Annotated in this window: 9 protein-coding genes; 6 read left to right on the forward strand and 3 right to left on the reverse strand. The window is 66.8% G+C overall.

Annotation, left to right across the window (positions count from 1 at the left end; all coding sequences use genetic code 11):
• Nucleotides 1-128: 128 nt before the first annotated feature.
• On the reverse strand, nt 129-377 hold the full coding sequence (locus B5X90_RS11195) for a WhiB family transcriptional regulator (RefSeq protein WP_003804966.1): 249 nt from the start codon (nt 375-377) through the stop codon (nt 129-131).
• 404 nt (nt 378-781) lie between these two features.
• On the opposite strand from B5X90_RS11195, the gene B5X90_RS11200 reads away from it, so the two are divergent.
• On the forward strand, nt 782-1177 hold the full coding sequence (locus B5X90_RS11200) for a hypothetical protein (RefSeq protein ID WP_079553080.1): 396 nt from the start codon (nt 782-784) through the stop codon (nt 1175-1177).
• Here B5X90_RS11200 and B5X90_RS11205 read toward each other — a convergent pair.
• The gene (locus B5X90_RS11205; protein WP_179129114.1) at nt 1145-5554 is read right to left on the reverse strand and encodes an FtsK/SpoIIIE domain-containing protein; all 4410 of its coding nucleotides are present in this window, start codon (nt 5552-5554) and stop codon (nt 1145-1147) included. The genes B5X90_RS11200 and B5X90_RS11205 overlap by 33 nt on opposite strands.
• Nucleotides 5555-5868: 314 nt before the next feature.
• Between B5X90_RS11205 and glf the strand changes: the two genes are divergently transcribed.
• The 5 genes from glf to B5X90_RS11230 all read left to right on the forward strand — a co-directional run bounded on the left by glf (nt 5869) and on the right by B5X90_RS11230 (nt 12955).
• On the forward strand, nt 5869-7056 hold the full coding sequence (glf, locus tag B5X90_RS11210; RefSeq protein ID WP_026538428.1) for a UDP-galactopyranose mutase: 1188 nt from the start codon (nt 5869-5871) through the stop codon (nt 7054-7056).
• Nucleotides 7053-9050, forward strand: a complete 1998-nt coding sequence (locus B5X90_RS11215; protein ID WP_079552964.1) for a glycosyltransferase — start codon at nt 7053-7055, stop codon at nt 9048-9050. The genes glf and B5X90_RS11215 overlap by 4 nt, the downstream gene beginning before the upstream one ends.
• 1 nt (nt 9051) lies before the next feature.
• Complete coding sequence (locus B5X90_RS11220) at nt 9052-9933, forward strand: ABC transporter permease (RefSeq protein ID WP_079552966.1); 882 nt, start codon at nt 9052-9054, stop codon at nt 9931-9933.
• Nucleotides 9934-10659: an ABC transporter ATP-binding protein gene (locus B5X90_RS11225; RefSeq protein WP_079552968.1), complete on the forward strand. Its 726-nt coding sequence runs from the start codon at nt 9934-9936 to the stop codon at nt 10657-10659.
• Between the two features lie 130 nt (nt 10660-10789).
• Nucleotides 10790-12955 carry an acyltransferase family protein gene (locus B5X90_RS11230; protein WP_079552970.1) on the forward strand — a complete coding sequence of 722 codons (2166 nt, stop codon included), beginning with the start codon at nt 10790-10792 and terminating at the stop codon, nt 12953-12955.
• Between the two features lie 13 nt (nt 12956-12968).
• Here B5X90_RS11230 and B5X90_RS11235 read toward each other — a convergent pair whose 3' ends face one another.
• Nucleotides 12969-14957, reverse strand: a complete 1989-nt coding sequence (locus tag B5X90_RS11235; RefSeq protein ID WP_143264720.1) for a DUF6541 family protein — start codon at nt 14955-14957, stop codon at nt 12969-12971.
• Between the last annotated feature and the right edge of the window lie 7 nt (nt 14958-14964).

Genomic DNA, 14964 nt, shown 5'->3' on the forward strand with positions numbered 1-14964 from the left:
GACGCCGCACTGATGCCGGGCGCACCGGCTTAAACGGGCAATGGCCGCGGACTGTGGGTCCGCGGCCATTGCTGCAGGGTCGTGCCATCGCTGCCGGCACTGTAGCTGCCGGTGCTTGGGCAGCAGAATCAGGAAGCGCGCCGTGCCCGTGCTGCGCGGCGCTTGAGGGCGCGGCGCTCGTCCTCGCTCATGCCGCCCCACACTCCGGCATCCTGGCCGGACTCCAATGCCCACTGCAGGCAGGTGTCCACGACCGGGCAGCGCCGGCAAACACTTTTCGCTTCCTCGATCTGCAGGAGGGCAGGTCCGGTGTTTCCTACAGGGAAGAACAGCTCCGGGTCCTTGTCAAGGCAGGCTGCGCGGTTACGCCAATCCATGCTGATCAGTCACTCCATTCCTGGGAACTCGTTAAATGCCTTTGTGAAATTATTCACTAGAGGCTTCATAAGAAAAGGGCCCATTGGGGCCCCCTCGGTCATCTGGATTAAGCGTGTCATGTTAACGCTGTGTAAACAAGGGGTAATAGAGGTCAAGATGCCTCGAGACCGTGAGCGATGCATCACATTCAGTGGCGGCTTCCTCACATCTAGACGACTATGTCCGGTAGTGTGCCAGTGTGTCAAGGCCCCCTGTGAACCCTGAAGATCCCCGTGAAAATGCCGGCGAAAACCCCGGTGAGAATCCCCGCGAAAACGCCGGTGACAGTCTCCGTGAAAATGCCGGCGGCCCTCCCGACGCAAATTCGCAGGCGAACCCGGGCGAAGCCCCAGCCGGAGGCCCTGTGCGGCCTCGGGGAATTGTTGTCATCGCCGTAGTCGTGGCACTGGAAGCCACTGCGCTGCTCGTGGCGGCCGTCTGGTACGGGACCCAGCTTCTGACCGGGGCGCCGGTGCTCTCTTTTTGGGGTGCCGTCTTTACGCTCTGCCTGCTGCTGGCCTTCTCCGTGTGGCTCTTTGCCGTCGCACGCTTTCTGCTGCGGGGGTTCCGCTGGCCGCGGGCCGGTGCCCTGGTGGCCCAAATCTTCGTGCTGACCATTGGCTTCCCCACCCTGACCGGCGGCTATCCGTTGGCCGGACTGGCCATGCTGATCCCCGCTGTGACGGCGATCGTGCTTCTGTTCGACAAGCGGGTCATAGCGTTCGCCTCACGGGCAGCCGGAGCCCCTCCCGCCCTGTAGAGGTCCGTCCCGTGCGGCGTGCCGCCCGGGGAAGAGGTGGTCCGGCCCGCCGGAGGGGCGCAGGAGGTCCGGCCGGCCGGCAGGGCAGAGCGCAGCCAGCTGGACCGGCGTCGCGCGGCCGTCGGAGATGACGACGGCGCGTCCCGGCGGAGGACTGGGCTCCGGTTCGAACCGGATCCCGAACGGCTCACTGTCCATGAGCCCCCGCGGACGTATCAGGACCGCCCGCCCCTGGCCGCGCGCGATGGCAGCGAGATCCACCCGCTGCCCAAAGCCCGGGCCAAATCCCGCGGTGAGGATCACCCTCCAGCCCAGGCTGTTCAGGGACGCCAAAGCCCTGTTGGCCTCGGGTGAGAGCAGATCGGCGTCGTCTGCGAGCGCAATCGCTGTCCGGTCCAAGGTGCCCGCGAGCGCGCTGGCGTGGAGCCCGGACCAGTACTGGCCGGAAGCGGTTCCCGGCGGCGGCGGCGCGAGCCAGACGCAAGCAGGGTTCATCCCCGGCAGCGCGGCCAGCAGCGTGCTCTTGCCCGAGCCGGGGCCGCCGAGGACGGCGAGAACGCTGCCGGAGGGCAACTGAATTCCCTGCGGCCGCAGTTCGTCACCGCCGACACCGAGGACCAAAACAACCGCGGGGACCGGGACATCCGCCGGGCCGGGGATGGCGCCGGGCGCGGCAGCAGGCGCCGGAATCCTCTGACCTGGACCGGAGCCGCACCGGGCCAGCACCTCGTCCACGGTCACCGAACCGGGCAGCGCGTCCACCCGGAAGGGCCTCGTCGAAACGGCCCCACTCGCGGGACGCCGCCCGCCCGCGGCTGCTGGTTCGAACAGCTGGGCCGCATGCCCGGCCGCCAGAGGCGTGGGGACAAAGGCGCCGAACACGGCTACGCGGCCGGGGACCGGCTCCAGCGCCGGAAGCCGCGGCCAGGCGAGGCGGCCTTCGTCGGTAGACCCTAAAGGGAAGAAAATCCGGTTGGGCAGGCCAGCGAAGAACCTCGCGGTCACGAGTTCACGCCCGCCCGAGACGAGGACGGTAACCCCTGCCCGGGAACCGTCCCGCACGATGTCATGAACGAGGTCTTCGGCCCAGGCCAGCGGCCCGGACCGGAATGCCGAAACCCAGGCGCCCCAGCCGCTGACCACCAGGACCAGCCCGGGCCTGGGCCCGCCCGCAGGCGCACCCAGCCGTGATGTGGCTTCCTCGGCGACCCGCCGCAGGACCCTGGCAGCGCGGCGCACTTCGTGCAGGCCGGCTACTGCGCCGACCCGGGTTTCCGCTGCGGCGCCGCTGAAGGCGCCGGCGGCATCGAGGATGTACAGGTGCGACTCCACACTGCCGGCCAGAAGCTGATCAACTGCGAGGGCCAATACCCGGTCGGCGGCGCCGGTTTCAGAGCCGACAAGGCCCAGATGCCCATGCCCGGAGGGACTCCAGCCCAACTCCGTGACGCGTTGCAGTTCCGGCAGGTCCACCCGCCCCAGCCGGACCATGTCCCGCCCGGCGCGCCCGAAACCTGGGTGCGGCAGCAGGGCCGGCAGCGGATCTGCCACCGGCCGGCGGGGCCTTCGTGTGCCGAGACCCTGCCACACAGCCGCAGCGGCGTCGATGAGCGCCGCCGCCCCCTGCGCCGGAGTCAATGCCGGCGTCAGTGCCGGGGCCGGAACCATTGCCGGCCCCGGGGCCGGAACGGGTGCCAGGGCCGCGCCGTCGTCTGCTTCGCGTCCGGCGGAGCCGTCGGCCTGGAAGCCGGCGGAGCCGTCGTCTGCTTCGCGTCCGGCGGAGGCGTCGGCCTGGAAGCCGGCGGCTGCCGGTGGCCGGGTCAGCTCGTCTGTGGCCGTGCGAACCGTGACCGTCCCATGTGTCCGCGGGTCGGCCCGGGGCGTCAGGGTGGCGGTCTGGAATTCCTCCGGAGCTTGTGCACCGCGGATCAGGAACGCCCGCCCGGGGCGTGCGATGGGAATCGCGGCCGCGAGCCCGGAGTCCATAACGTCGAAGGATTCGGGGCCGGACTGGACCCGGAGCGCGATGCGGGTGGTGACATTGGCTCTGATGTCGGCGTTCAGGGCTCCCTGCGGGCGCTGGGTGGCCATGATGAGGTGGATCCCCAGTGACCGGCCGATGGCGGCGATCCTCATGAGTTCGCCGAGGGCGCCGGGAGCTTCGTCCACCAGGATCCTGAACTCGTCAACGATAATAACCAGAGAGGGGACGCGCGGTCCGGCAGCCGGTGATGCCTCGTAGGCCGCGAGATCCGGGGCATTGTCCCGGGCCAGCAGTTCCTCCCTCCTTCGAACCTCGGCCCGCAGGGAAACCAGTGTGCGCTCCACCTGCGCAGCGCCCAGATCGGTCAGCATGCCGACGCAGTGTGGGAGGCCGGTGAGCGGGCCCAGGCCGGAGCCGCCCTTGAAATCTATGAAGAGCAAGTTGACCCGGTCCGGTGGATGGCTGGCCGCGAGGCCGGCGGCAAGTGTCCGCAGGAACTCCGACTTTCCGGAACCCGTGGTCCCCCCGACCAGGAAGTGCGGACCGTCAGCCTTCAGGTCGATCTGCACGGCACCCCGCACCGCCGCGCCCACGGGCGTTCCAAGCCCGGCCTCCGCGCCGCTCCGGGACCAGCGCCGGGAGATATCCTGTGCCGCGAGGGGAAGGATGTCGGTCAGGCTGCAATCCTGCGGGATGGCCGGCGGGGGAGTCGCAGGCGTACGCCGTGCGGCAGTGAACCCGCGACAAAAGCGGTCAAAGACTTCGGACGGGACCAGATCCGGCACGAAGTCCACGGGCGGGGAACCAGTCCTGATCAGGGTGCCGCGCCGGCCGAGGACAATGCCGGGGTGTACGCCGGGACCAGGCTCCGGCGAGCACTCGATCACCCTCCATCCGTGCGCCGCCGCCATTGCCCTGAATGCCGGGCCGGCGCCAGCAGCGCCAGGACCGGGCGCGGCCCCCGACTGCGCCGGAGTGTCCCAAAGAATGAGGACGCCGCGGTCGAATCCCTCGCCTGGACCCGGAGGAGCGCCGGGACCGCCGGGACCGCCCGGCTCGTCGGGACTGCCGGGACTGCCTGGACCGGCGGCCAGCACGGCCGCGGTGGTGGCGTCATTTGCGGACAGTGTGACGCCGGGCAGGAAGCGCGCCGGCAACGGCACGGTGTCCGCAGGGCCATGCAGCAGCAATCGGGTGCTGCCCGCCAGGGGATAGGCGGCCAGTTGCAGGATGAACGAGCGCACCAGTCCGGCCGTCGCGGGCGCGGAGCCGTGGACGGTCACCACCGCCGGGACCGGGTCCAAGGTCAGGGGCACCTGGCCGAGCGACGGTGGCCGGAAGCCGGCGTCGGGTGGTTCGGGCCGGATATTCGCGCTCTGCTCCGCTAGACCGAGCCGCAGGCAGATTTCCGGCGGCTCCACGCCAGGTGCACGGGCTGCCGGGGGCGCCGCAGCCGCGCAACCAATGGTCAGGTCGGCCGCGGAAGGTGCGGCGTGCCGGCGTCGTTCGCTGTCCTCCAGGGCGGCCTCCGCCACAGCGGCCCGGAACTCGCGGCGCTGGCGGCGGCCCGAAAGGAACGGGACCAGGACGGACACGCCAGAGACGGCGCTGAAGGCCAGGAACATCCACATGCCGGTGAAAAATGCCAGGCCGACGCCAACCAGGAGCGGCAGCAACGCGGCGAGCGCCATGGCGGCCCGGTGGCCTGGCGCGGCGGTGCCGCGGACAACCAGCGGCGCGGCAACGCTGGAGCCTGCCAGCAACGTCACGGGGTCCGGGGCAGCTCGGGGCACGCCGGTCGGCCCGAGCCGGAGCGAGATAGTGGAGTCGCCGCAGCGGATCGAGGACGCCGTGGTCACCGGGGCCGTGCGCACGCTCCGGCCATCGACGCTGGTGCCGTTCGCACTGCCGAGATCCATGATCGTGACGTCCGAGTCCGCGACGTCCAGGCGTGCGTGCTCCCGGGAGAGCGCGGCATCAGGGATCACGATCTCGGTGCCGCCGCGCCCGATCCGGAACCGTCCTCGCCGCAGCGCGACTAGCGTGCCCGAGCCGGGACCGCTGTCCACGGCGAGCAGCAACGTGGCTGCATGCCGTTGACCCTGCCCGGAGCTGAGTGCCGCGCCCGAGCCTGTCACCAGCCCAGCACCCTCAACCAGCACAGCACCCTGGACCAGGGGCGGCACGCCAACGGTCATGGCGGTGACCGGCGCTCCCCGGACCGACAGCTCACCGGTCCCGTAGCGCCGGGCGACGGCAGCCTCCAGGTCCGCGCCCGGGCACGGGTCGGGGACCTCGACGGACAGCTCAATGAGCTGCCCGTCCGGCGTCGTACCCGCTGCGGGGGCGCTCAGCATCCGGCTGCTGGACGCGAGAGAGCAGTGGTAAATCATCCGCGACATCCTTTCCGACCGGCCGGCCGGTTCCACAGGTCCGGTTCCGGTCCTGTTCCACGGGCCCGGTTCCACGGGTCCGGTTCCACAGTAGGTAGGCTCCGGCCCGGCTGCGCCCGGGAAAATGATCCATGTGGAAAACGCTTTGGAGCGGCGCCGCTGACCCCGCCATGATCGGCTCCCGGACCCTCGACGGGGGTGGAATCTGTTCGCGGGGCCAGCCGCGATTCGCCGGACCCCATCGGGTCTCAGGTAGGCTAGACCAGCAGACAATGCACAACATTGCGCTGCCCGCATTCGAACCAGGAGAGTTTGTGACCGCTGACCTCGTCATCGTAGGGTCGGGCTTTTTCGGCCTGACAATCGCAGAACAGGCCGCCACTGAGCTGGGCTTGAAGGTAGTCGTCATCGACCGCCGGCACCACATTGGCGGCAACGCCTACAGCGAAAAGGAAGAGCAGACCGGTATTGAGGTGCACCGCTACGGTGCCCACCTCTTCCACACGTCCAACGACCGCGTGTGGGAGTACGTGAACCGCTTCACGACGTTCACGAACTACGTCCACAAGGTCTACGGCGTGCACAAGGGCGAGGTGTACTCCCTGCCCATTAACCTGGCCACGATCAACCAGTTCTTCCGGGCCAACCTCACCCCCGGGCAGGCCCAGGAACTGATCAAGGAGCAGGCCGGCGAACTGGCCGGCACCGATCCGCAGAACCTGAACGACAAGGGCATCCAGCTGATCGGCCGCCCGCTCTACGAGGCGTTCATCAAGCACTACACCGGCAAGCAGTGGCAGACGGATCCGAAGGACCTGCCCGCGGGCATCATCTCCCGCCTTCCGGTGCGCTACAACTACGACAACCGGTACTTCAACGACAAGTACGAGGGCCTTCCGACCAACGGTTACACGGCGTGGATCGAGAAGATGGCCGAACACCCCAACATCGAGGTCCGGCTCAACACGGACTTCTTCGATGAGTCCCACGAGTACAGCAAGGGCAAGGTGGTCGGCAACATCCCGGTCGTCTACACCGGACCCGTTGACCGCTACTTCGACTACGCCGAAGGCGATCTGTCCTGGCGCACCATCGACTTCGAAGAAGAGGTGCTCGACGTCGGCGACTTCCAGGGCACGTCGGTAGTGAACTACAACGACGAAGACGTCGCGTACACCCGCATCATTGAGCCGCGCCACTTCCACCCGGAGCGCGACTACCAGACGGAGAAGACCGTCATTATGCGCGAGTTCTCCCGTGCCGCGGAGAAGGGCGACGAGCCCTACTACCCGATCAACACGCCCACGGACCGCGACCGGCTCCTGAAGTACCGCGACCTGGCCGCGGCCGAGCAGGATGTCCTCTTCGGCGGCCGCCTCGGTACCTACAAGTACCTGGACATGCACATGGCGATCGGCTCGGCCCTGACCATGTTCGACAACAAGATCCGCCCGCACTTCGAAGGCGGCGCCAAGATTGAAAGCGGAGGAGTGGACGCATGAGCGCCGCAACCGACACCCAGGTAGATTCCGCCCAGCAGTGGGACACCCTGCAGCGGGTCATCCTGCCCAACGCCAGCCAGATGGACACCGTCCCCCTGTACATGGACATGGGCACCGCCACCGGCATCCAGCTTCCTACGGTCGGCAGCGGCGACGGCAAGAAGGCCCGCGCACAGTCCTTCAGCAGCTCCACCAAGGAAGCCCACGTTGAAGACTTCCTGTCCCGCAGCTCCACCAAGGTCCGTTCGGGGGAGCGGGTATCGTTCGGCAGCTACTTCAACGCCTTCCCGGCGAGCTACTGGCGGCGATGGACTTCGGTTGACTCGGTCCGGCTTCAGGTCCGCACCCAGGGCGCCGGATCGGTCATCGTCTACAAGTCGAACGCCCGCGGGTCCCTGCAGCGCGTCGACACGCGGCGCGTCGAGGGCGCGGCGGAGAACACCTTTGAGCTGTCCCTTGCGCCCTTCGGCGACGGCGGCTGGTACTGGTTCGACCTCGTGGCGGGCTCCGAACCGCTTGTCATGGTCGACGCCGAATGGCAGGGCCCCGCTGTTGATAGCACCCCCGGGTCTGTCACCCTGCAGATCACGACGCTGAACAAGACCGACTTCTGCCTCAACAATCTTCGGCTGCTGGCCGAGAACCCGGATGCCCTCAAGCATGTCCAGGAGATCCTGCTGGTTGACCAAGGCACGCAGAAGGTCGAGGACGCGGACGGTTTCGCCGAAGTCCGTGAATCCCTTGGCGGCAAACTGCGGATCATCAACCAGTCGAACCTCGGCGGCTCCGGCGGCTTTGCCCGGGGGATGTTCGAGGCCGTCGAAAACGGCAGTGACTACGTCCTGCTCATGGACGACGACATCGTGGTTGAGCCTGAAAGCATCATCCGCCTGCTCACGTTCGCGGACCGCTGCAAGACACCGACGATCGTCGGCGGCCACATGTTCGACCTCTACAACCGGACGGTTCTCCACACGTTCGGCGAGGTGGTCAACCCCTACCGCTTCCAGCCGTCATTGCCGAGCGATGACATGGTCCTTGGGCATGATTTCCTGTCCTCGAACCTGCGCCAGACCTCATGGCTGCATCGCCGCTGCGATGTGGACTACAACGGCTGGTGGATGTGTCTGATTCCGACCTCGGTCATCCGGGAAATCGGCCTCTCACTTCCGCTCTTCATCAAGTGGGACGACTCGGAATACGGCCTGCGCGCCAAGGCGCACGGCTTCCCGACAGTTTCCCTGCCGGGTTCGGCCGTATGGCATGTCTCCTGGATCGACAAGGACGACCTCGTGGGCTGGCAGGCCTACTTCCACGCCCGGAACCGGATCGTGGCGGCCTTGCTCCACAGCCCCTACGAGCACGGCGGCCGCGTGGTGCGCGAATCGCAGTATGCGGACATCAAGCACCTCGTGTCGATGCAGTATGCGACCGCTCACGGCCGCGGCTGGGCGCTAGAGGATGTTCTCAAGGGCCCGGCCGACCTGCCGGACCTGCTGCCCTCGAAGCTGCCCGAGATCCGGAAGATGATGGCCGGCTACTCGGACTCGATTTTCCGGGCCGACGCGGACGATTTCCCGACGCCCAAGATGGACAAGCCGCCGCGCCGCGGGCACGGCGTGTCGCAGCCGTCCAGGGTCACGCTCCTTCCCTGGGCTGCCAAGACGGTCGCACGCCAATTGTTCCGCCCGGTCACCAAGACGAGTGCGGAACGTCCGCAGACCAACATTGCGCACCAGGACAACCGCTGGTGGCGGATCGCGCAGTTCGACAGCGCCATCGTCTCCAACGCTGAGGGTACCGGCGCGTCCTGGTACAAGCGGGACCCCAAGCGCGTGCGGGAAATGCTCACCGAGAGCAGCCGCCTCCACGCTGCCCTGCTCAAGGACTGGCAGTCGCTGAGCAAGCAGTACAAGGCGGCGATGCCGGAACTCACGTCCCTGGATTCCTGGAAGAAAATCTTCGAAGAGCACACCCAGAGTGAAGTGAAATAGAGTGACAACCACGATTTCCGGGGAATTGACCCGCCCGGGCCTCGGTGGTGGATTTCGGGATCTTCGCCAGTCCAGTTTTCTGCTGAAACTGCTGGTCCGCAAGGAACTGAAAGTCCGCTACCGCGGCTCCGTTCTGGGTCTCCTCTGGTCCTATGTGAAGCCCGCTGTGCAGTTTCTCGTGTTCTATGTGGCCTTGGGCGTCTTCCTGGGCCTGGAACGCAGTGCGCGGAACCCGGACGGCCTCTCGAACTATGCCGTGTATCTCTTCTCCGGAATCGTGCTGATCAACTTTTTCTCCGAAGCCCTCGGGAACTCCGCGCGATCGATCGTGAACAACGGCAACCTGATTAAGAAGATCTATCTTCCCCGGGAGCTGTTTCCGGTGGCGTCGGTCTGGGTATCGGCCGTGCATTTCTTCCCCCAGCTCGTTGTCCTGGTGATCGGGTGCGTCGTCGCCGGGTGGCACCCGGACGCGTTCCAGCTCCTGGCGGCGGTCGGCGGATTCGCCATTGTGGGCTTCCTGGCCACCGGGCTCGGGCTGTTGTTCGGGGCCGCCAACGTGTACTTCCGTGATTCGGAAAACCTCGTTGACATGCTCCTGATGGTGGCGACCTGGGCGTCGCCCGTCATGTACTCCTGGACGATGGTGGAATCAAAGCTGGGCCCGGGGTTCTTCGCCCTCTACCAGGCCAACCCCATCACGGTGGGCGTCGAGTTGTTCCACTATGCCTTCTGGTACCCCACAACTGACGGATCTGCCGCGATGCCGCCGAACCTGTTCAGCCTATGGCTGCCGGTCGGCATGATCATTTCGCTGGTGGTCCTGGCACTGGGACAGCTAACTTTTCGGCGGCTTGAAGGCCGCTTTGCCCAGGAGCTCTAAATGGCAAACGCGATTGAAGTTTCCAATGTCAGCAAGCAGTTCGTGCTCCGCCACACCCGTTCCATCAAAGAGGCGGTTGTTTGGCTCGTGAAGGGCCGCAAGGGTGATCTTTCCAAGAAGTTCCACGCCCTGAAGGACGTTTCCCTGATGGTGGAGACGGGGGAGACCGTGGCGCTGCTCGGACTCAACGGATCCGGCAAGTCCACCCTGCTCAAGCACATCTCCGGCGTGATGCTCCCGGATTCCGGCAGCGTCTATACGCGCGGCCGCGTGGCCGGGCTGATCGAGGTCGGGGCGGGTTTCCATCCTGACCTGTCCGGCCGCGACAACGTGTACCTCAATGGAGCGATCCTGGGGATGACGGAGAAGCAGATCAACGAACGCTTCGACGCGATCATCGAATTCTCCGAAATCGGCGAATTCATCGACACGGAAGTCAAGTTCTATTCGTCCGGCATGTACCTGCGCCTGGCATTTTCCGTGGCAGTCCACACCGACCCCGAAGTCTTCCTGATCGACGAAATCCTTGCCGTCGGAGATGAGCCGTTCCAGCGCAAGTGCATAGCCAAGATCCAGGAACTGGCCCGGGACGGCAAGACGCTGGTGGTAGTCAGCCACGACCTTGACCTGGTGTCGCGCATCTGTTCCCGGGGTGTCTATCTCGAGCATGGCAACGTATTATTCGACGGACCTATTCATGAGGCCGTTGCCCGGCTGCGGGCCTAGGCAGTACCGCAGCCGGTAACTGCAGCGCATCTGTTGGGACCATGTCCACTGGACATGGTCCCTTCGGGTTCGAGGCAAGCGCACACAGCGCTAAATATCGATGACGTTGTTTGAAAACAGAAAGAGAACTGTGACCTCTGTGCCGTCGGCGGCTGTCCTGCCCCAGCCCCAGGGCTCCCCCGAGCCGGCCAGGCCCGCCAGCAACACGGGCGCTTCCGGCGCGGGAAGGAAGGGCCAGCGACTGGACATCCAGGGGCTGCGAACCCTGGCGGTGGGCGTGGTGATCATCTATCACGTCTGGCCCGGCGTTCTCCCCGGCGGTTTTGTCGGGGTCGACGTCTTTTTCGTCATCTCCGGCTTCCTGATCGTGGGATCGCTCGTCCAGGAACTGGGGCGTACCGGACACATCCGGCTTTCCGTCTTTTACGCGAAACGGATCAGGCGCCTGTTGCCGGCTGCCACCACGGTTCTGCTGGCGACCATGCTGGGCGCCGTGATTCTGCTGCCGCAGAACCGTTGGCAGTCCATTTCCCTGGACGTCATCATGTCCGCCCTTCAGGTGCAAAACTGGAACCAGGCCTTCAGCGTGGACAGTTACGCCGCGGCGACCGCCCTGGTGTCCCCGGTGCAGCACTTCTGGTCCCTGGCGGTGGAAGAGCAGTTCTACCTGATCGTTCCCGTCATCCTGCTGGCGGGAGTGGCCGTCACTGTGAAGCGGCGCCTCCGGATCGAAACCGTCTCCTTAGGGATCCTGGCGGTGGTGTCGCTGGCGTCCTTCGTCCACAGCGTCGCCTTCTCGTCCTCCCAGCACGACATGGCGTACTTTGCGACCACCACGCGGATCTGGGAGCTGGGCGCCGGGGGCATCGGCGCCCTGCTGATTCCCAAATTGCGCCTGGGCCCGGCGCGGGCCTGGCTTTCAGGCTGGATCGGCCTGGGCGTGATCGTCTATTCCGCGATGGCCCTCTCCGTTGCGATGGACTTCCCGGGCAGCATCGCCCTCCTGCCCGTCGCGGGGACATTGCTGCTGCTTACCGCCGGTTCGCCGGCGGCCGCAACGGCCACTGGGGGCAGCCCCGCCGTTTACTCGGCAAGCCGGGTCCTCAGCCTGCGGCCAGTGACTTACATCGGCGATCTTTCATATTCCCTGTACCTGTGGCATTGGCCCGTCGTCGTGATCTACGTCTTCCACCTCGGGCGGGCTCCGGGTGTCATCCAGGGAACCGCCATGGTGGGCATCAGCCTGGCCCTGGCGGTCGCGTCCTACCACCTCGTCGAGCAGAAGTTCCGGCATGGAACCCCAGCCGCCCAAGGATCGCCGCCACTTGGCCGGTGGGGATTGCTGCGCCGGAATGCCTTCGTCCTGGCAGCAGGACTGATCGTGGCGTCAACGGTGGCAGCTGCGGTGCCGTGGGGCGTCGTCGAAGCCAAGTCGCAGCAGCTGAACGCGGCCTTGGACCTGCGCGACTATCCTGGCGCGACGGCGTTTGATCCCGTCCGCCCCGCCGCCGTCCCCGACGGCATGCCCGTCCGGCCCGATCCCGCCGTCGCCATGAAGGACGTGCCACTGACCTGGACGGAGACATGCGGGAAGTTCAACCCGGCCGTCACCGGGGCTGATCAATGCGTTTTCGGCGCGCCGGACGCCACCCAGACGGTCGTCGTCGTCGGGGACTCACACGCCGCGCAGTACGTGGATCCGCTCGTGATTGCCGGCGCGGCCGGGGGCTGGAAGGTACAGGCCATGGTCCGGAACGGGTGCCCCTTCACGGCAGCGCCGGCCGCCAATGGCGCCACGGTGTACCGCAGTTGCTCCGAACAGAACAAGGCCACGCTGCAGCGCATCCTGAAGCTGCGTCCACGGTTGGTGGTGGTATCGGGAATGGCGCCGGCCGGCTACCGGGAAGCCCTCAACTGGACGTGGGGCAGCCCGGAAGAACTCGTCAGCGGCTATGTCCAGCTCTTGAAGCCGCTCCGGGAAGCCGGGATCCGCGTGGCCGTCGTGCCCGACACGCCGTATCCGGAATTTTCGGCACCGGACTGCGTCCAGGCCAATGGACCAGGCTCGCCCGCGTGCCAGTTCACAACATCCGACGCCGGCACCGCCGCCGACCCCCTGCAGCTGGCCGGCGCACGCGTGCCCGGCGTCGAGGTTCTGGATATGTCCGCCTATTTTTGCCGGCAGGGGATCTGCCCGGCCGTCATCGGCAACGTGCTCGTGTACCGGGACAACCACATGACCAACACCTTTGCCAAGACGCTGGCACCGGCGCTGGCCCGGCAGCTCAGCTTCTAGGCAGCGGCCGGGTTCAGTTCCCGCAGGCGGTGACCTTGTAGAGCTTGGCCTCGCCCTGGCTGTCGATGAGCTGCACGCCGGGGTTCGCTGCGAGGTTGCGCAGCCCGGCGGGAGTGTGGTCTCCGCCGTGGACTTCGACCGGGCCGAAGTCCAGGATGTAGTAGGCGTTCGCCGCGCGGACTGCCTGGCAGACGCTGGCGTCCGTCGTCACGTTGCCCATCGAATCGTAGATCCGCTTCACCTCCGGGGAGACGTAGCTCATGACATGCAGCTGGGCGGACTTGCGCTCGCCCAGGGCATAGGACAGCGCCGCACCCGTGTAGGGATTGTCGATCAGCAGGGCATTTTCGGGGACAGTCTGGGGCAGGCGCTTCATAAGCTGGAGCTCATCGGTGGAGACCAGCGGCGAATCGGCGGCGAGCCTGTAGTTCCTCGAACCCTGCTCAACCTCAAGCTCCAGGCCGCCCTGCTGTCCCAGGGCGATGGCGGCCAGCACGACGGCGGCGATGCCCGCGGTCCGGTAGGCCGCGGTTCCGGCGCGCCCCCAGCGCGGAGAGCCGTCAAGGGCGACCGCGAGGGCCTTGGACCGGCCGCGCATCGCCAGGATGCGGCGCCCTGCCCAGTCAATGCCGACGGCGACCAGCAGGACCGCAATCAGCGGCAGCAGGGCCGCAATCCGGTAGCTGTCGTTGTACCAGACGCCGGTGAGGAGGTCCCGGGTTTCCGACTTGGTAAAGCCGGAGACCACAACGAACAGATAGGTGAACAACGCGAAGACGGCAGCGATCCACACGCGCTGCCAGCGGTCCTGGAAGCAGGCCCAGAGGCCGAGGAATACCAGCGGGGCCACGAGCCAGGCCAGTGCCAGGCCATCGGGGGAGATGGTGATGGCTTCGCCAATGGCCTTCGGAATGCTCTGGTAAGGGCCCCAGAACGAAGCCTCGGGGGGTGGGCGCAGATTGGTCCACAGCAGGTCGAATGCGACGGCGTACCCGGCGACCGGCAACGCCAGCCTCAGGACGTACGAGCGGGCGCGGGCCTGCTTCCGACGAAGGGCAGCCGCAGAGCACCACACCAGCGTCACCACCATGGGCAGGGTCCACGTCAGCCAGGCCATGAACGTCGTGGGATGGGCGACAATCAGGCCGGTGAGCGCCAGCAGCAGGGCAAGGGTCGAGGCGAGGTCGCGGCGGACAAGTCCGGGCGTCAACCCGGCACACGCCGCAGCCAGGGCGACACTGGAGGGCAACACGCTGATGGCCAGCAGGTTGGGATACAGGACCCCAAAGTCCATCATGAGCAGCGGGAAGGCGCCCAGCGATGCCGCCGCAATGCCTGCGGCGACCAGCGCGGCCGGGCGTCCCCCCACCACGGACCGCGCCAACAGGAGGCATCCCAACGGCCAGAACACGGCCGCAAGGACGATGCTGGTGATATTGACGGCGAGCGGCACGCTCGCGCCCGTTGCCATGGCGACGAGGGTGGCGACAGCGTTCCAGCCGGCCGGGTAGGCGCCGCCGTCGGTCATCGCGCCCAGGGTCAACGACGACGCCTGGCCGGTATCCAGGGCAAACCTGACCGAATTCAGGTGGAAGACGGCGTCATAAGTCTGGGAAATGGCCTGCGGGCTGCCGATGAGGTGGACGGTGTGGACGGCGAGGAGCCCTCCGGCGATGACGGCTCCGGCCAGCGCCGCGAGGTCGCCGCGGACGTCCGGCACCCTCAACGGATTCAGTCCGGTTGCGGCCGGGCCGGAGGGACGGAACCGTGCCGCCCACAAACCGAGCAGGGACAGAGCCACGGCCACCACGGCCACGGGGAGCAGCCCGAACCTCACGTTCAGGAACGGGGCCAACGTGGAGGTGATGACCACAACGCCCACGGTCAACGCGGGGGCGAGCGCCAGGGCGCTGAATCCCCTGAATCGCAGGGCAATGGAGATGATCAGCCCGGGCAGGACCAGGACAGCGCAGGCGATCAGGACCTGCGGTAAGACGGACATCCACATG

The sequence above is a fragment of the Arthrobacter sp. 49Tsu3.1M3 genome, from assembly GCF_900168135.1.
Classification (GTDB): domain Bacteria; phylum Actinomycetota; class Actinomycetes; order Actinomycetales; family Micrococcaceae; genus Arthrobacter.